The sequence below is a fragment of the Flavobacterium johnsoniae genome (assembly GCF_001879205.1).
Lineage (GTDB): Bacteria > Bacteroidota > Bacteroidia > Flavobacteriales > Flavobacteriaceae > Flavobacterium > Flavobacterium johnsoniae_A.
Window position 1 is genome coordinate 127,244 of the sequence record NZ_MLFK01000007.1, and the last position, 19,180, is coordinate 146,423.

Sequence of the window (19,180 nt, forward strand, 5' to 3'; positions counted from 1 at the left end):
TATTCGTACATTTAGGCAATATCTTACAAAAATGAGCGTTTAAGATTATCTTAAAAAAATAAACATGATGCCTAATTTCATAAATAAAGTCTCTGTAATATTGCTTTCAGCAGTTCTGTTTCTCTCCTGTTCGAGTGAGTTGGATTTTGATCAGGTGGATGATTTTAAAATTGAACCTGTTCTGGTTGCTAACCTTGCTTTTTTTAATTTAAGAGCAAATCAAATTCCAGATGACGGGCAAGCGCACCAAATACCGCCGGATGTAGAAGAATTTGATGTTTTTAAAAATAAATATTTAAACGAAGATCTGGTAAAAGCCGAACTCAATTTCGAAATCGAAAATACGATGAATAGAGGTTTTAAGGTTGAATTGGCACTCATCGATGCAAACGATCAGGTACTCGAAACAATTCATTTAGCCGTTCCTCCTTATACGGGCGGTTCCAATATTATAAAATATCCTGCTGAGGTTTATGAAGGCGAAAGACTGGCTTTGTTAAAGAAAACGGTAAAAGTAGGCTTTTTGGTTACGGTCGAAGCCGGAACTGGAAGTATCTCAGGCAATTTAAAATTAAAATCAGGTGCAATCGCTTATATGAGATTCGAATGAGAAAGGCACTTTTAATTTTGATACTTATTGTGCAGTTTTCTTTTGCTCAAAATAAGCAAATCCTGTACAACTTTACGTCTATTCCGCAGTCTTCACTTGTAAATCCGGGCGCCGATGTTTCGTATAAATATTATTTTGGTATGCCGCTTTTATCAGGAGTATCTGTCAATACAGGCTCGAGCAGTTTCTCGGCTTACGATTTATTTGCCAGCAACTGCGTAGATTTTAATGATAAAGTCCGAAATATAATCAATAAATCATCGGCTAATGATAAAACGCAGGTCAACGAGCAGCTTGAAATATTTTCGGGCGGATTTAGAGTTGGGGGTAGGGAAAGTCAATCGTATATTTCATTTGGAGCGTATCAGGAGTTTGATTTCTTAATGTATTTTCCAAAAGACCTTGCTATTTTGGCTGTAGACGGAAATCAGAATTACATTGGAAAATCTTTCAATTTAGGCGATTTAAATGTTCGTGCCGAAGTACTTTCTGTTTTTCATGTTGGCTTTCACAAAAAACTAAATAAAAAACTTGTTTTAGGAGGGCGTGCCAAAATTTATTCCAGCGGTGCAAATGCAACTTCTACCCGAAATTCTGGATATATCTATACAGCAGAGGGTACAGGAATAAATATGTACACTCAAATAGTTGAATCTAACTTAGAACTTAGAACGTCTGGTATTGCAAAATTTACAAAAGACGAATATGACGGCAGTATTCCTAGAGATATAGCTCATAATACTTTTTTTAACGGAAGTCTTGGTTTAGGTTTCGATGCCGGAATTACCTATAATATTAAAGACAATTTACAGCTTACCGCCAGTATACTGGACGTTGGTTTTATAAGACAGTCCAAAGATGTTGAAACGCGAACTTATAAAGGAAGTTATATATACAATGGTGTGAATCCTATTTTTGATACTACTGATGAACCCGGAAATATTTTAGATGATTTTGAAGAAGCTATTCCTGAAGAGAAACTTTATACAAAATATACCACTTGGCGTCCGGTCAAATTTAATTCTTCGATACAGTATTCTTTTGGCGAGTCAAGGTATGATGGGGAATGCAATTGTAAAGGTTCAGGAGAGAAAAGATATTTAAATGACATTGGCGCACAATTATTTCTTATGACAATGCCCAACGAACCTTATGTTGCGTTGACTGCTTTTTACAAACGAAGCATTTTGGAAAAACTAGATGTTAAAGCTACCTATACAATCGATCCGTATTCTAATACAAATATTGGCTTGGGCATTTCAGGGACACTTGGAAAGCTTAATATCTATGCTTTGGTAGACAATGTTTTCGAATATAAAGATGTTACGAAAGCTAATAGTCTTGCCTTTCAATTTGGATTCAATTTTATTTTTCAGGATTCGAAGGAATAAATTCCAATCCCGAAGCTTCGGGATGAAATTCCAAATGCCAAAAAGGAGTTTCTGTTTTTCGCTTTTTACCGCAATTTGGAATTTAATTTTTTTGGAGTTTTAAATAAGAAAGAATAGTTTTTCGCAATCATATTAATATAAGCTTATTTCTGTCAGTCCGCGCAAAGTCGAGAACTTTTTGGATTTCATTTTGGAATTTGGAATTTAATTTTTGAAATTTCAAATGATAAGTATTTTCCTGTAAAGTTAAATTTATGAATAAGTTAGTATTTAAGTTAGCAATTTATTCACTATATTTGCACGCAATTCAACTAGAAATTGCACCATGATAGCACACAACTCCAAGATTATCGGCGAAGGTTTAACTTACGACGATGTATTATTAGTACCTAACTACTCGAATGTGCTTCCCCGCGAAGTGAGTATCAAATCAAAATTCTCAAGAAACATAACATTAAACGTTCCAATTGTATCTGCTGCTATGGATACAGTTACCGAAAGTGCAATGGCAATTGCTATGGCGCAAGAGGGAGGAATTGGAGTTTTACATAAAAACATGACCATTGAGCAGCAAGCTGCGAAGGTTAGAAAAGTGAAGCGTGCCGAAGCAGGAATGATCATCGATCCGGTAACTTTACCAATGAATTCAACTATTGCCGACGCTAAAAACGCCATGAAAGAATTCGGTATTGGAGGTATTCCAATCGTTGACGAAAACAAAATCCTTAAAGGTATTGTAACAAATCGTGACTTACGTTTCGAAAAAAATGGAGCAAGACCGATCGCTGAAGTTATGACAAGTACAAACTTAGTTACGGTTGCCGAAGGAACTTCATTAGAGCAGGCCGAAGTAGTTTTACAAGGTCATAAAATCGAAAAATTACCAGTTGTAAACGCTAAAAACGAATTAGTTGGTTTAATTACGTTTAGAGATATTACAAAATTGACTCAAAAGCCAATCGCTAATAAGGATTCTTTTGGTCGTTTAAGAGTGGCAGCTGCCATTGGAGTTACCGGAGATGCAGTTCTAAGAGCTGAAGCTTTAGTTGCTGCCGGTGTAGATGCAATTATTATTGATACAGCACACGGTCATACTGAAGGAGTTGTAAATGTATTAAAAGAAGTAAAATCAAAATTTCCAAATATTGATGTAATTGTAGGTAACATTGCAACCCCGGAAGCTGCTAAATATTTAGTAGAAAGTGGTGCTGATGGTGTTAAAGTAGGAATTGGACAAGGTTCTATTTGTACTACACGTATCGTTGCAGGTGTTGGTTTTCCTCAATTTTCAGCAGTTTTAGAAGTTGCCGCAGCAATTAAAGGAACTGGAGTTCCGGTTATTGCAGATGGTGGAATTCGTTATACAGGAGACATTCCTAAAGCAATCGCTGCAGGTGCTGACTGTGTGATGCTAGGCTCATTATTAGCAGGAACAAAAGAATCTCCGGGTGAAACTATTATTTTTGAAGGAAGAAAATTCAAATCATACCGAGGAATGGGGTCTGTTGAAGCGATGCAGACAGGTTCTAAAGATCGTTATTTTCAGGATGTTGAAGACGACGTTAAAAAATTAGTTCCGGAAGGTATTGTTGGTCGTGTTCCTTACAAAGGTGAATTAAACGAAAGTATGCTTCAATTTATTGGAGGTCTTCGTGCCGGAATGGGATACTGCGGATCAAAAGATATCCCAACTTTACAGGAATCTGGACGTTTCGTTAGAATCACTTCAAGCGGTATTACTGAAAGTCACCCGCACAACGTAACCATTACAAAAGAAGCTCCAAATTATTCTAGATAATTTTCAGTTTTTCAAATATCAAAAAAGGCATAAGAATCAGTTTCTTATGCCTTTTTTTGTTTTTATAAAATGAGTTTAGATTTTATTTTTAGGAAATTGAAAATCTAAGTTCAAAATAATTTAAAGAGCAGCAGTCTGTTGTTCTGTTTTTCTCACTTTTTGATTTTCCAGTATCTTTTGAATAAAAGGTTTTACTTCACTTTCAATCTGAGATTCTGAAATATTTAAAGCTTTTGGATCTGAAGCTAATTTCAACCAGGGTTTTGGGCCGTCAAAATCATAGCTTCCAAATACTACAACAGGTGTGCCTTTTACTTTTACATTTTCTTTGTCTTTCAAAATCCATTCATCGGCAAATTTGTAAAGATATTTAGCATCTTTTTCTAATAATCTTAAACAAGAGTGAGAAGCCGGATAACCTGGTAGTTCGTATTGATGAAAGCCAACTCCTAATTTGTTTTCGATATTAAAATTCCATTTTAAATCCCATTCGTCATTAAAAGTACTGGTTGTTTTTTCTGCTTTCCAATTGGTAAAAAATAATCCAGTTGGTGTAGGGTCTTTTTTTCTACCCATATTTGTTGGACCTGTATAAACCAATTCACCATTTTCGTAAGCGGCAAAAGTCTGCGTTGGATAAGAGAAAATAATAATTTTTGAAACCTCTTCTAAAGCGTTAACATGAAGCGGGAATGGCAGATAGTAAACCAGATCGCCGCTAAAATCTGCGGGAACTACAACTGAATCTAATTTTTTAAAATTTGCTTTATCCGTTCTGTTTAAAGCATAAACAATGTCCATTTTACTGCTGTCAGCTTCATTAATTTTTAACCAATCTTTTGTTTTTTCAATCTGATAAGAAACGGTTGATTCCGGTTTCTTGTATTCAATTTTCTTCTTTGGTTTTGCTTTTTCTGTATTGTCAGTCAAGTTGATAGTATCGCTTTTTTTGCAAGAAACAACTAAGGCTAACATTAATATAAGTACTACGTTTGCTGTATAATATAACTTTTTCATAGGTCGTGTTTTTATGAAGATAAAGTTATGACTATGATAGCTCAAAAGGGTTACATAATTTTTTGGATTGTTTGCTTGATTTTCATTTTACAGCTATAAGATGTTCTGCTAAAAAAAGCTTTGTCAAAGTTCAAAACTTTGACAAAGCTCTCTGTATGGTGCTGTTTAATTAAATCAAATCTTTAATCTTTGCATGCTGCAACAGCATAATAGTTTTTGCATCTGTAATTTCTCCTGACTCAATCATGTTATATGCCTGGTCAAAAGTATATTCGAGAACTTCAATATTTTCCTGTTCAACATCAAGTCCGCCGCCGTCGCTTACTTTCATGCTTTCGTCATATTCTCCAACAAAAAGATATAAAATCTCAGTAACAGATCCCGGAGACATATAGGTTTCGATCACTTTTTCTACTTTTTTTAAACGATAACCGGTTTCTTCTTCGGTTTCACGAATAATGGCCTGTTCGGCATTGTCCTTGTCTAAAAGTCCTGCGCAGATTTCAATCATCATTCCGGTTTTGTTTCCGTTAAGATAGGTTGGTAAGCGAAATTGTCTTGTTAAGATAACTGTTTTCTTAGACGTATTATACAATAAAATACCGGCACCATTGCCACGGTCGTATACTTCGCGAATATGTGATTCTGTTTTTTCGTTTTCCTTTTTATAGTTAAAAGTCACTTTGTTTAATACGTACCAATTGTCAGATAATAATTTGGTTTCCGTTATTTCAATTTCTGGATTTGTTCTCATTTCGAAAATAGTTTCATAAAAAAAAACGCCCTGATTTTCAGAGCGTTTAAATGTATTATTTTGTTATTGTTTGTTTTCTGTCTGGTCCAACCGATACAATTTTGATTGGCACTTCGATTTCTTTTTCAATAAACTCAATATATTCTTTTAGCTCAATTGGTAATTGATCGTAAGTTGTTAAACCTGTTAAATCTTGTTTCCATCCTTTAAACTCTTTGTAAACCGGAGTAACGTTTTCTGGTTCAATGTTGTAAGGAAAGTGAGAAATGTTTTGTCCTTTGTAGTTGTATTCTGTACAAACTTTTAAAGTTTCAAATCCAGAAAGAACATCACCTTTCATCATCATTAACTGCGTAACTCCATTTACCTGAACGGCATATTTTAAAGCTACTAGGTCTAACCATCCGCAACGTCTTTGTCTTCCTGTTACAGATCCAAATTCGTTACCTACTCTCGCCATTGTAGCCCCAACTTCGTCAAAAAGTTCAGTAGGGAAAGGCCCGCTTCCAACACGAGTAACGTAAGCTTTAAAAATTCCGTACACTTCTTTGATTTTGTTAGGAGCAATTCCTAAACCTGTACAGGCTCCAGCAGCAGTAGTGTTAGATGAAGTTACAAACGGATAAGTTCCAAAATCAACATCTAATAATGAACCTTGAGCTCCTTCACAAAGAATAGATTTACCTGCTTTTTGAGCCTGGTGCATGTATTCTTCACTGTCGATAAAATCTAATTTTTTTAATTCTTCGATAGCTTCAAAAAACTCTTTTTCAAGTTCAGCTAAATTATATTGAATGTTAACATCATAAAATGCAATCATAGCTTCGTGCTTGTCAGCCAAAGCTCTGTAACGATCTTTGAAATCTTCTAATTCGATATCACCAACACGTAAACCGTTTCTACCGGTTTTGTCCATATAAGTAGGGCCAATTCCTTTAAGAGTAGAACCAATTTTTGCTTTTCCTTTTGATGCTTCAGAAGCAGCATCAAGCAAACGGTGAGTTGGTAAAATTAAATGTGCTTTTCTTGAAATGATTAATTTCTTTTTGATGTCAAGGTTAAATTTCTCTAAACCTTCGATCTCTTTTTGAAAAACTACAGGATCGATTACAACACCATTTCCGATGATATTTACTGAATCTTTGTGGAAAATTCCAGAAGGAATAGTTCTAAGTACGTGCTTAATTCCGTCAAATTCTAATGTATGTCCTGCATTTGGTCCTCCTTGAAAACGTGCAATAATATCATAATTTGAGGTAAGAACGTCAACAATTTTTCCTTTACCTTCATCTCCCCATTGTAATCCTAGTAATAAATCTACGGTCATTCTGTTTTAATTTGCGTTAGGACAATCTAAGTTGTCCTACTGATTATGTAGTTAATTTTCTTTTTTTAATTTTTTTGAAAAAGTCTTTTTCTAAGACTGTGAACTTTGCTTTTTGTTTCCGTAGAAATAAAGCGAATGATTTGTGATTTCAATATCAAAAATTTCTTCGATAGTTTTTTTGATGGTTTGAATTCTTGGATCGCAAAATTCAATTACTTCGCCCGAATCTGTCATGATAATATGATCGTGCTGTTTATCGAAATATGATTTTTCGTAGTAAGCCTGATTTTGTCCAAATTGATGTTTTCTAACCAAAGCGCAGTCTAACAATAACTCAATCGTGTTGTAAAGCGTAGCCCTGCTCACACGGTAGTTTTTGTTTTTCATTTTGATGTATAGATTTTCTATGTCAAAATGTTCCTCGCTATCGTAAATTTCCTGAAGTATAGCATAACGCTCAGGAGTTTTGCGATGCCCTTTTTGTTCAAGATACATTGTAAAAACATTTTTTACAATTTCTTGATTCTTAGTGTTGTCAGTTGAAATAAGTGTCATATCCTGCAAAGATAATTTTTTATTTTTAATGAATAAAAGTTTCGGGTTTAAAGTTTCGTTACAAAAAACTTATAGTTTCCCTAAAAAGTTAGGTTCTGTACTCTCTCGTAACCTTATCAACGCCGTCAATTTTCTTAATGGCATTGATCATTTTTTTCAAAATAGTATTGTTTTGAACAATAACGGCAATCTGTCCATGAAAAATTCCGGCATCGGTACTCAAAGAAATGCTTTGAATATTAACGCTCATATTATTAGAAATTACACGCGTTAATTGATTGGTAAGCCCTAAAACGTCCATTCCTGTAATATTGATAATCGCCTTAAATTCTTCTTGAGAAGAGTCTATCCATTTGGCACTCATGATTCGGTATGCATAATTCGACTGCATTCCAATAGCATTCGGACAGTCTTTTTTATGCACTTTTATCCCTTCGTTAATGGTTACAAAACCAAAAACATCGTCACCCGGAATTGGGTTACAGCATTGCGAAAGTTTATAATCCAGTTTATCATGTTCTGTTCCAAAAACCAGCATGTCATAATTACTGCTGATGATCGGTTTGTGAATATCTTCGGCTGCAGTTGTATCTTTATTTCTTTTGATTTTATTTTTAAAGAAATTGATAAACGTATTGCTTTTTTGCGCCGCATAATCTTTTAACTGCTGATTTTCGATCGCACCAATTCCAACTCGGTAAAATAAATCTAAACTGGTTTTTAATTTAAAAAAGTTAACTAACTCGTTTGTTACTTGTTCGTTAAGTGTGATTTTTAAATGTTTAAGTTTTCGGGTAAGTAATTCTTTTCCTTCTTCACCAATTTTTTTGGTGTTTTCGTTAAGAACGTTTTTAATTTTATTTTTTGCTCGCGAAGTTGTTACATATTCCAGCCAGTTAACGGTTGGTTTTTGATTGGCAGATGTGATAACTTCGACCTGATCACCGCTTTTTAATTCGTGATTTAAAGGGACAAGACGTCCATTTACACGAGTTCCTCTTGTTTTAATTCCAATTTCAGAGTGTATGCTGAACGCAAAATCAAGAGAAGTTGCACCTTTTGGCAATGATTTTATTTCTCCTTTCGGAGTAAAAACAAAGATTTCTTTTGAATACAAATTCATTTTGAAATCCTCCACAAAATCTACTGCATTCGTTTCCGGATTCTCCAACGCTTCACGAAGTAAGTTCAGCCAAGTATCTAAGCCGCTTTCTTCTGTTGCGCCATTTTTATACTTATAATGTGCTGCATAGCCTTTTTCAGCAATTTCATCCATACGTTCGCTTCGAACCTGAACTTCGACCCAGCGGCCTTTTGGTCCCATAACGGTAATGTGAAGTGCTTCATAACCAGTTGATTTTGGAGAGGATATCCAGTCACGTAAACGACTCGGACTTGGTCTGTAGTGATCTGTTACGATCGAATAGATTTTCCAGGCAATAAACTTTTCATCATGAGGATCTGATTTGTAAACAATTCGAAGGGCAAATTTGTCGTATACTTCGTCGAAACTTACATTTTGCGCACGCATTTTACGGCGAATAGAATAGATAGATTTTGGACGGCCTTTTATGATATAATCGATATTTTCAACATCCAAAGATTTTTTTAAAACATCTGAGATGTCTTTGATATAAGAATCCTGTTCTTCTTTTGTTTCTCTTATTTTGCTTACAATGTCATTATAAACGTTTGGTTCTGTATATTTTAAACCCAAATCTTCCAATTTGGTTTTGATGTTGTAAAGTCCTAAACGGTGGGCAAGAGGCGCATAAATATAAAGTGTTTCCGATGCAATTTTCGTCTGTTTGTATTCAGCCATCGAATCCATGGTCTGCATATTATGAAGACGATCAGCCAGTTTTATCAAAATTACACGTACATCATCGTTCAATGTCAGGATCATTTTTCTAAAATTCTCCGCCTGCATGGATGCATTTAAGTCTTTTTGAACTAACGAAATCTTGGTTAAACCTTCAACTAATTGAGCCACTTTTGGATTAAATAAACGCTCAATATCTTCAACAGTCATCGGTGTATCTTCAACAACATCGTGCAATAAAGCCGCAGCAATAGAGGTCGCACCCAGACCAATTTCTGAGGCAACAATTTTTGCAACTGCAATAGGATGAAAGATATACGCTTCGCCAGATTTACGTCTTTGTTCTTTGTGAGCATCAACAGCAACATCAAAAGCTTTCCGAATTAATTTTTTGTCAGCTGGCGTTAAAGTTTGATAACTAATTCTAAGTAATTCCTTGTATTCCTGCGCAATCGCTTTGTTTTCTTTTTCAATATCTATTTCTATCATAACGGCATAGTTCAAGTACTAAAAATAAGAATAAGTTCGAACATACACAAGGGTTTTGGCATTGTAGATTTTAGACTTTAGTCGCGAAGCCTCGGGATAGTTTTTTTATGTTTAGATCACTTAATTTTAGATTTTTTATATGCCAGAAAAGAACTTCGACTTCTCTCAGTCTGACAGAAAAAAAAGATGCTTAAAATCTAAAATCAGAAACCTCTCTGTCTTTTAGCTTCAAAAATTAAAATTGCAGCGGCAACCGAAACATTCATGCTGTCTATTTCCCCCTGCATTGGTATAATAATATTTTGCGTTGCGGCATCACGCCATTTCTGAGTTAAACCTGTAGCTTCTGTACCCACAACCAGAGCAGTAGGAGTGGTGAAGTTTTGCGTATGGTATGAAGTTGAATTTTGTAACGTAGCACAGTAAAAATCAATCTTTTTTTCTTTCAAAAAAGCAATGATTTCTTCACTTGTTCCGGTGGCAATTTGATTGGTAAACAAACAGCCAACGCTCGACCGAACAATATTAGGGTTGTATAAGTCACTTTTTGGGTCTGCGATTAAAACAGCATCAAGATTGGCTGCATCCGCAGTACGCAGAACTGCGCCTATATTTCCCGGTTTTTCCAGAGATTCAGCTACTAAAATTAATGGATTATCCGATAGCTTTAAATCAGATAATTTTAAAGATTTAGTTTTGGCTACTGCCAAAATGCCTTCAGTTGTGTCGCGATACGCCAGTTTTTGATAAACTTCCTTGTTGATTTCGATTAACTGAACCGATGAAGAAACTAATTTGTTTATTTGATTTTCCGTAACTAATTCCGGTAAAAATAAAAGTGTTTCAATTTCGTAACCGCCTTTTACTGCTAATGAAATTTCACGTTGTCCCTCAATCAAAAATGTTCCGGTTTGTTTTCTGGCTTTTGCTTTTTCCTGTAATAAAGCAAGCGATTTAATAAACGGATTTTGAACTGAAGTGATTTGTTTCATTTTTTTTTAAGCGACTAAGTTTCTAAGGCGCTAAGGTACTGAGTTTTTTTTAAAAGTTACAAAGCAACAAAGAGGCAAAGGTTTTTATTTTGCTGCAAATTACACGAATTTACACGAATGATAATTGAAAACTATCAAAATAAATTGTGAAAAGTCGTGTAATTTGTGGCAAAAAAAGAAAATTATTTTTCGAAAATTTCTTTAACCTCGCTGTCTACGGGATGATCTGTTGTGAAGTTATAGGCCATGATTTTTGCAATGGTTTGGGCAAATTGCTTTTGATATAATTGAGAATCTGTTTTGATTTCTCCTTTTGGAGTGATTTCAGGCCCCATTGCAGCAAACCAAATTTGTGATGCGCCCGCAACATCTGCGCCATGGTCTGTCCATTGCGATTTTACTTTGTCACCGCGTCCGTGATCAACCGTTATCAATAAAGTAGTTTTGTTTTTATACTGAGGATCATTTTGTACAAAATCCCAGATTTCCTGGATCCATTTATCTACTTGATTAGCAGCGTCTAAATACGATCTGTAATGTCCATGATGTGCCCATTCGTCGGTTTCGCCATAAGCGATATATAATACTTTTGGTTTCTTGGTTTTAAGCTCGTCCATTGCCTGATAATGAGTAAAAACATCCAGGCATTCATCTTCATGAAATGGCTTATACGAATTGTTTCGCATTTCGTTTAAGAGTTTTTGAGACGGAGTTGGTTTATTCCCGCCCAAATTATCAAAAGCAGAAATTACCGGAAAACCACTTCTTTCTTCATTTAAAATTCGGTCAAAAGCATCCCACGCTCCAAAAGCTGCGACTTTACCTTTTAGCTTGGGCTGTTTATTTAAAAATTCCAGAACATTTACGTTTGGATTGGCTTTGTAACCGTTAGAATTTATTTTAACATCAACATTTCCGGTCATAATTTCACTGTATCCTGGATAACTAAACCAATACGGATTTGCTACATCTACTTTGTTTCCAAGGTCACGATTGCCATAAATTTGCCCTTTTGATACAATTTCTGACCAAAAGAAAGGCATGATTTTTTGGCGTGAAGCTGCAAAATCTGAAGCCGAATATTTTTTATAAATATAAGTACTGTCTCCCTGATTGAATTTTTTATCATTTGCAATCGCCGGATCTAACCCTTTAAAGACTTCCTGCCACCTAAATCCGTCAGTAGTTATTATGATAATATTTTCTGTTTTTTGTGCAGAAGATAAAAAGCTTGTTAAAATGAATAGAATTAAAATTGACTTTTTCATATTTTTTGATTTACGAAGATTCAGGTAACAAAGATTCAAAGATTTTTGATCATTCTTAAATTTAACTTATGAACTTGATGTCTTAATAATACTCATTTTACATTTTCACAACATGCATTTACATCTTTACAAAATTCCCCTCGACTTAATCTCTAAATACTTATTAATGGCGTCTAAGGTCAGATTTTCTGGCTGGGTTAAAACCGAATGTATTCCGTATTTCTTTAATTCGTTAGCAATCAAACGTTTCTCGAACATAAATTTTTCGGCGATTACTTTATCGTAAACTTCCTGAATGGTATCGGTTTTTTTATTGATAATGTCATTTAATTCTGTATTCTGAAAAAAGACAACAACCAGTAAATGGCTTTTTGCAATTCCTTTTAAATAAGGTAATTGACGGTTTAATCCATCCATTGTTTCAAAATTGGTGTACAGAATAACCAAGCTTCTTTGGTTGATGTTTTTCTTAATGTCAACGTATAAACGGCTGTAATCACTTTCAAAAAAATCAGTTTTTATGTTGTATAAGGTCTCCAGAATTTTTTGCATCTGCGAGCCTCTTCTTTCGGCAAAAACGCGGTTTTCTACTTTTTTAGAAAAAGAGAAAAGCCCGGCCTTATCTTGTTTTTTGAGAATGACATTGGATAAAACCAAAGTCGAATTTATAGCATAATCTAATAAACTCAGTCCGTTAAAAGGCATTTGCATCACACGTCCTTTATCAATCGCCATATAAACCGACTGGGATTTTTCGTCCTGAAATTGGTTGACCATCAATGCATTTTTCTTTGCAGTGGCTTTCCAGTTTAAGGTTCTAAGATCGTCGCCCTGAACATACTCTTTGATTTGTTCGAATTCCATCGTATGTCCAATTCGGCGTATTTTTTTGATTCCGTATTGGTATAAATTATTCGAAAAAGCCAGTAAATCGTATTTTCTTAATTGAATATAAGACGGATATGTAGGCACCATTTGATCTTTTGCAAAAGAAAATCTTCTCGAAATTAATCGTAACGGCGAAGAAACATACACATTTAAATAGCCAAAATGATATTCGCCGCGTTCTGTAGGGCGAAGATCATAACCAAATTCTCTTTGGTCTGATGCTTTGATTGATTTTACAATTTTAAAATTACGTACCTGAAACTGAAATGGGATTTCATCAATTATCTTGACCAAAATAGGAAAAGTATAATGATTTTTAATTTGAATATTTATCGGATTTAAATCTCCGTTTGAAAGCTTTTCTGGTGCGATTCTTTCGGCATCTATTCCAATTTTGTTCAAGTACAAAATTAGAATATCAAGCCCGAGGAAGGTAAATAAAATCAAAAAGACAAACCAGACTGCATTGTATAAATTCGGAAATATAAAAGCGCAGACAAATAACCCTATAATGCCCAACAGCATATAGAAGAAGAAATTATTCAGGTATAAACTTTTTATGAATTTCAAGTTTTCTTAGTTTTATATTTTACTAATATATTTTGGTGAACCCATTAAAATCAAAGCCTTCGAGATAAGAAATTTTCCAGGTGCCATTTTCTTTAACTGCCGCAGCTTTGTATTTAAAATCGCCTTTCCAGGACCAGGTCCAGTAAAAAGAGGCTTTGTTATTTTCAATCTTAAGATTGTTGACGGCCATTGTTTTCCAATAAGCATCAGGATAATCCTGGCAGTTGCACCATGCATTTGAATCTCCGCCAAATGGAGGCATATCACCCACAAGCCATTCTATTTTTCTGCTTTTTAAATTGGCATCAATTTGCAATGCAATTTTATTGTAATTGTCTAAAAATTGCTGCGAGAAGAAATTTGTTTTTTTAAGTTCTTCCAATCTTTTTTTATGTGCAGTGAGATTTAGTCCTGTATATTTATCTCCTTTTTTGTTTTCTAAAGGATCAAAATCCTGATTTGAGTTTTTTGTTTCAACCCATTCATACATTTTACGGATTAAACTTTCAATCTGTTGTTTATCACTTGCAAAATAAAATGTTTTTTTTCCATTTTCTAAAACAAGATTATCCGAAGATTTAAAGCTAACTGCCAGAATCCAAAGTGAGAATAGGATAATTAATTTATTTGCGTTCAATTTTTTATAGTTTTAATCTCAGTTTTTAGTCTCAGTTATCGGTCTCAGTTTTCAGTCTCAGTCTCAGTTTTCAGTCTCACTGTAAACTGCAACTGCCCACTGTGACTGTAAACTGCGACTGTAAACTGCGACTATAAACTGCAACTGCCCACTTATCTAGGTATCTCGACAGTTTCAATGATTTGTTTAATGATTTCTGAACTCGTAATTCCTTCCATTTCACGTTCCGGTGCTACTATAACACGGTGTTGTAAAACCGGAATTGCCGCTTCTTTAATATCTTCGGGAGTAACAAAGTCGCGTCCGCGGATAGCTGCAAAACCTTTTGAAGCATTTAATATTGCAATAGAAGCACGAGGCGAGGCTCCAAGATATAAAAAGGCATTTTCACGCGTATTTACTACAATTCTCGCAATGTATTCCAGTAAGTTCTGCTCAACTCTAATTTGCTTGATTAATCCTTGGTATTGATTTATTTCAGATGATGAAAGAATCGTTTTTATGGCTTCTAATTTACCATGATCCTGTAATAAATGTTCTCTTTGAATAATCAGAATTTCTTCGTTTAATTTTGGATAATCGATGGTAATTTTAAACAAGAAACGATCTAATTGTGCTTCAGGTAAACGATATGTTCCTTCCTGTTCAATTGGATTTTGCGTTGCAATAACCAAAAACGGGGCTTCTAATTGATATGCTGAGCCGTCAATTGTAATCTGGCGTTCCTCCATTACTTCAAAAAGTGCAGCCTGGGTTTTTGCCGGAGCACGATTGATTTCATCAATTAAAATTAAATTAGAGAAAATAGGTCCTTTTTTGAACTCAAATTCTGAATTTTTTAAATTGAAAATAGAAGTTCCTAAAATGTCAGAAGGCATTAAATCCGGCGTAAACTGAATTCGGCTAAAACCAATATTTAAAGTTTTGGCAAGCAGTTTTGCAGTAATTGTTTTTGCAACACCAGGGACACCTTCTAACAAAACATGTCCGTTTGATAAAATTGCAACCAAAAGCTGATCGACCATTTTATGCTGCCCAACAATTACGGTTTCTAATTCTTTCTTAATAGCATTTACATGATCTAAAAGAGGACTTAGGTTTATTCGGGTTTCAAAATTCACATTTTCATTTGTGATTTCTGGTTCTGGTCTATTAATATCATCCATGATTTATATGTTTTCTTTGAATTGGTTATTTGCGCTGCACTTTTTGTCTTTGGCAGATGTTTTTATTTAATGTAAAATCTTTTCTATAGCATTATTAATCCGTATTAAATCTTCCTCAATACTGGCGTGGTAACTATTACGGTGTTCATTGATTAAAAATATAAGTTCCTGAATATCTTTTTCTTCTTTCCCGGTTTTATGCTGTAGTTTTTTAATAAACTCATCATCTAGTTTTGAAGTGTCGATTAAATATTCGGTTCTAATTTTTTCTAAGAAATAAATGATTTTTTTATCAATTATATTTTTATGATCGCCTTCCTGATAATACAGATTTCCAATTGTTTTGGTAAAATCAATGGTCAAATTAGATAGTGGCTGTAATATAGGAACGACTCGCTGTTTTCTTTTGGCATTAAAGATCATAAAAATCAACATGCCGATTAAGAATAAATACCAAGCCCATTTTAAGGCTGGCTGACTTAAAATATAGCGAAGCGGAGAGTCGGAAATATTTTCGTTATAATGTGTTTTGGTGTACCAAAAAATATTTCCTTTTGGGATGTACGATAACACATTTTCGGCATATTGGTAACGATCTTTTTTAAGCAGATTGTAATTTGTAAAAGCAACAGGATACATATGCAAAAAGAAGTATCCGTTTTTATAAGGAACCTTTATAAAATTGATATTCTTCTTCTTTTTGGGATTTCCCTGATATCCTAAAACAGTGGTGTTTAGTGTATCTATTTTAGAAAAATAATCAGCAATATTGCTTGTTGATTTATATGCTTTTGAACTTACTTTTTTATTAGCCATCCAAACTGCAGCATTTTCAGTTTGCAGCAAGTTAGCTGAATATTCAAATTTTAAACTGTCTAATAAAGGTTTAGGGAAATTTGCCATGCTTAAAAAAGCATTATTTCCGTGCGAAACAAAATACATTAGTTCTTTTATCGACTGATCGTCTATATTATTTTCCTGGGAAATATTGACAAAAGTTCCTTGTATATTATATGTTTCGACTAAAGTATCGTCATCGTACTTTGAGTCTAAGTATTCGTATAGAGTGACATTAGAAATTCTTTCAATTTTTTGTTTTTTAAGAATGCCTCCAATTTCTTTGTCAAAGACATATAATCCAAAAGGGATTTTGTCATTAACAGAATAGGTGGGACGCCAGTCTATTGGTTTTTGTTTGTTGTAATCTCCAATTAAAATTAAGATTAGAATAAAAACCAGTACAGCTATGTATATTTTAATACTTTTACTCATTAGCTAAAGGTTTTTAAAGCATTCTTAAATCTATTTTCGGCTTTGTTAAAAGTGGCGTTGTCAATTTCAAATTCGCCATACCAAATGTAATTGTACAGATAAGACAAGTATGTAAATTCTTCTTTATGTTTTGGATTTTGAAGCTCGTACAAGTAATCTGAATTTGTTTTTTCAATATCCCACTCAATATAATTATGCTGCGCCATTGTTTTTAGAAGCCATAAATAATAATATCTTATGGCAGTACGTTTTTCACCGGATTCGAGGCTTTCTTTAATAAGTTTTTCAAAGTCTAAAAGGTGAATGTTTTTTTCAAGATCAGAATAATAAACAGTTCTTTTGTTTGCATTTTTTCCAAAAATCCATTGGCCTTCTTTATTGATTATGGCTCGTACTATTAAATAAATTACGAGGATAATTACGATAACGGCAAGGACACGCAGAAGTATAACCACAAAATTTAAAGAAGCCTGCGGGTCGCTAAAAGAAAATAATTTTCTAAAAATGCTTGCAAGCCAGTATTTAAAACGATCCCAAAGATTTTTTTCCGGAGCTTTGTATTCATATACGAAATCATCGTCTGTATATTTCTTTTGATAATCTTTAGAGAAAGTTTTTGCTTCAACTGATTCTGAATCAATCTGAATATCTTTTTCGGTATATTTTACTGAAGTAATTTTTGGAGGGTCTTCCGTCAGCAAAGAATCCTGCGCACTCGAAATGCCGCAGAAGAAAAGAAAATATAAAATAAAGAAAATTCTATTCATTACTGGTTTTTATTAATTCGATTTGGCTGATAGTTTTTGTATTTTCTTGTGAACAATGTAGGGATAAACTAAGTAATAAAATGAAATTATTCCAAGAGTTACCAATATGATAAGACTACTTAACCAATTTGGCATATCAATCGAATATCTGGTAATAAAACCTTCGAGAAATCCGGCGCTTATTGTAAAAGGAAAAGTGCTTAAAAATATTTTAAAGCTATTTTTAAAACCAATTTTAAAAGAATTCATTCTCGAAAAAGTTTTAGGAAACAAGATAGAAGCACCTAAAATAAATCCGGCCGCAGACTCAATTACAATAGCAAAAATTTCCATCGAACCATGGATCCAGATACCGCGAACGCTTTTCCAAAATACATTCTGCTCATAAAAAAAATACTGAAAAGAACCCAGCATTAAGGAGTTTTGAAGAAAAATGTAAAATGTGCCAATACCGCCAAAAATGCCATATAAGTAACATCTTGCTCCCACAAAAAGGTTGTTCATGGTAATGCCTATAAAGCTCCCCCAGTTTGATCCTGATCCGTAAACGGCCATCGGGTTTCCTTTTTTGATATTTTCTAAAGTCATGTTGACGTAATCATCGCCCAATATCAAACGAACAAAGTTTTGATCGTAACGTGCAGAAACGACTCCCATTGCTACCGTAGCAAAAAACAATACAAAAGCGTAAAGTAGATATCTTTTGTAATCATAGAGCAGCAAAGGCACTTCGGTTTTGAAAAATTCAACAATCTTGTTTTTTTCCGTGCGTTTGGTTTTATAAATTTTTTGGTAAATCTGTGAAGCAAGGTGATTTAAATAAATAACAGTCTTACTCTTAGGGTAATAAGTCTGCGCGTACGACAAGTCATTCATTAATTGAATGTACAAATTAGCTAATTCGTCAGGATTTTTCTTAGCTTTACCAAAAATAGCTAGCTCAAATTCCAGCCATTTTTCTTTATTTTGTTTTATAAATGCAACTTCTCTCATTGAGGGCTAAAATATAAAATATGTCAGAATTATCTATTAATACAACACAAAATGTCAAAATAAATTTTATCGCTGCCACAGTAGGCGAGCGTTTAGGAGCTTATTTTATAGATTTAGGTATTAAACTTTCATACATAATTGTTGTTTCCTTAATTGTTTTTTACTGGCTTAACCTTGGACAAGTACTTGATGGGCTGGATCCGTGGTCTCGGGGTTCCATATTTTTGATACTTTATTTTCCACTGATCATTTACTCCATAACTTTAGAAAGTATTTTTGAAGGACAATCTTTTGGTAAAAAACTTGTGAAGATAAAAGTCGTAAAAATAGATGGATATCAGGCAGGTTTTGGCGATTATTTAATGCGATGGTTTTTTAGGATAATTGATTTTACTCTGTTTTACGGACTTGTTGCTTTAATAGCTATTGTTTCTAGCAAAAAAGGCCAGCGTTTGGGCGATATGGCGGCAGGAACAGCGGTAATTACGCTCAAAAATAAAATTAATATCAGTCATACAATTCTCGAAGAAATTGGAGAAGCGTATGTGCCTACTTATCCTTTGGTCATTAAATTATCTGATAACGATATGCGAATTATTAAGGAAACGTATCATAAAGCCATAGCAAAAAACGATCATGAAATCATTTTTAAGCTGGTTGCTAAAATTGAGAGCGTAACCGGAATTAAAAATCAATCCGGAAATAACTCTGATTTTATCAGGGTGGTTTTAAAAGATTACAATTTTTATACACAGCATATGTAATTTAAAAGAACGTAAGGTTATTTAAATGTTTTTCTTGACGTTATTATCGTTTAAATTTTATAATTTTAACATACTTGTTTTTCAAAATAACAGACTAAAA

17 protein-coding genes are annotated in these 19,180 nt (G+C 33.9%); 4 read left to right on the top strand and 13 right to left on the bottom strand.

The window, feature by feature from the left end; translation table 11 throughout:
- Positions 1-64: 64 nt before the first annotated feature.
- From BKM63_RS12155 to guaB, 3 genes are all read left to right on the top strand, one after another.
- A complete protein-coding gene (locus BKM63_RS12155; protein ID WP_071636851.1) occupies positions 65-610 on the top strand; it encodes a hypothetical protein in 546 nt (181 codons plus the stop codon).
- Positions 607-2,001, top strand: a complete 1,395-nt coding sequence (locus BKM63_RS12160) for a DUF5723 family protein (protein WP_071636852.1) — start codon at positions 607-609, stop codon at positions 1,999-2,001. The genes BKM63_RS12155 and BKM63_RS12160 overlap by 4 nt, the downstream gene beginning before the upstream one ends.
- A 325-nt stretch (positions 2,002-2,326) precedes the next feature.
- Positions 2,327-3,799, top strand: a complete 1,473-nt coding sequence (gene guaB / locus BKM63_RS12165; protein ID WP_071636853.1) for an IMP dehydrogenase — start codon at positions 2,327-2,329, stop codon at positions 3,797-3,799.
- 120 nt (positions 3,800-3,919) lie between these two features.
- Here the strand turns inward: guaB and BKM63_RS12170 are convergent, their stop codons facing one another.
- From BKM63_RS12170 to BKM63_RS12230, 13 genes are all read right to left on the bottom strand, one after another.
- Positions 3,920-4,816, bottom strand: coding sequence for a L,D-transpeptidase (locus tag BKM63_RS12170; RefSeq protein ID WP_071636854.1), 897 nt, complete (start codon positions 4,814-4,816; stop codon positions 3,920-3,922).
- A 169-nt stretch (positions 4,817-4,985) separates the two neighbouring features.
- Positions 4,986-5,570 carry an NUDIX domain-containing protein gene (locus BKM63_RS12175; protein WP_071636855.1) on the bottom strand — a complete coding sequence of 195 codons (585 nt, stop codon included), beginning with the start codon at positions 5,568-5,570 and terminating at the stop codon, positions 4,986-4,988.
- A 55-nt stretch (positions 5,571-5,625) separates the two neighbouring features.
- The gene (locus BKM63_RS12180; RefSeq protein ID WP_071636856.1) at positions 5,626-6,897 is read right to left on the bottom strand and encodes an adenylosuccinate synthase; all 1,272 of its coding nucleotides are present in this window, start codon (positions 6,895-6,897) and stop codon (positions 5,626-5,628) included.
- Between the two features lie 90 nt (positions 6,898-6,987).
- Complete coding sequence (locus BKM63_RS12185) at positions 6,988-7,452, bottom strand: Fur family transcriptional regulator (protein ID WP_053471018.1); 465 nt, start codon at positions 7,450-7,452, stop codon at positions 6,988-6,990.
- An 88-nt stretch (positions 7,453-7,540) separates the two neighbouring features.
- Positions 7,541-9,763 (bottom strand): RelA/SpoT family protein, encoded by a 2,223-nt coding sequence (locus BKM63_RS12190; protein WP_071636857.1) that lies wholly within the window; start codon positions 9,761-9,763, stop codon positions 7,541-7,543.
- Between the two features lie 203 nt (positions 9,764-9,966).
- On the bottom strand, positions 9,967-10,755 hold the full coding sequence (locus BKM63_RS12195; protein ID WP_071636858.1) for a TrmH family RNA methyltransferase: 789 nt from the start codon (positions 10,753-10,755) through the stop codon (positions 9,967-9,969).
- Between the two features lie 182 nt (positions 10,756-10,937).
- Entirely contained in the window at positions 10,938-12,023 is a 1,086-nt protein-coding gene (locus BKM63_RS12200; RefSeq protein ID WP_071636859.1) for a phosphoglyceromutase, read from the bottom strand.
- Between the two features lie 126 nt (positions 12,024-12,149).
- Positions 12,150-13,436 carry a DUF58 domain-containing protein gene (locus tag BKM63_RS12205; RefSeq protein ID WP_071636860.1) on the bottom strand — a complete coding sequence of 429 codons (1,287 nt, stop codon included), beginning with the start codon at positions 13,434-13,436 and terminating at the stop codon, positions 12,150-12,152.
- 67 nt (positions 13,437-13,503) lie between these two features.
- Positions 13,504-14,118 carry a hypothetical protein gene (locus BKM63_RS12210; protein WP_071636861.1) on the bottom strand — a complete coding sequence of 205 codons (615 nt, stop codon included), beginning with the start codon at positions 14,116-14,118 and terminating at the stop codon, positions 13,504-13,506.
- 152 nt (positions 14,119-14,270) lie between these two features.
- Positions 14,271-15,284, bottom strand: coding sequence for an AAA family ATPase (locus tag BKM63_RS12215; protein ID WP_071636862.1), 1,014 nt, complete (start codon positions 15,282-15,284; stop codon positions 14,271-14,273).
- A 66-nt stretch (positions 15,285-15,350) separates the two neighbouring features.
- On the bottom strand, positions 15,351-16,556 hold the full coding sequence (locus BKM63_RS12220) for a DUF4350 domain-containing protein (protein WP_071636863.1): 1,206 nt from the start codon (positions 16,554-16,556) through the stop codon (positions 15,351-15,353).
- Positions 16,556-17,323 (bottom strand): DUF4129 domain-containing protein, encoded by a 768-nt coding sequence (locus tag BKM63_RS12225; protein WP_071636864.1) that lies wholly within the window; start codon positions 17,321-17,323, stop codon positions 16,556-16,558. The genes BKM63_RS12220 and BKM63_RS12225 overlap by 1 nt, the downstream gene beginning before the upstream one ends.
- A gap of 12 nt (positions 17,324-17,335) precedes the next feature.
- A complete protein-coding gene (locus tag BKM63_RS12230) occupies positions 17,336-18,316 on the bottom strand; it encodes a stage II sporulation protein M (RefSeq protein WP_071636865.1) in 981 nt (326 codons plus the stop codon).
- Between the two features lie 20 nt (positions 18,317-18,336).
- On the opposite strand from BKM63_RS12230, the gene BKM63_RS12235 reads away from it, so the two are divergent.
- A complete protein-coding gene (locus BKM63_RS12235; RefSeq protein WP_071636866.1) occupies positions 18,337-19,080 on the top strand; it encodes an RDD family protein in 744 nt (247 codons plus the stop codon).
- Positions 19,081-19,180: the final 100 nt, after the last annotated feature.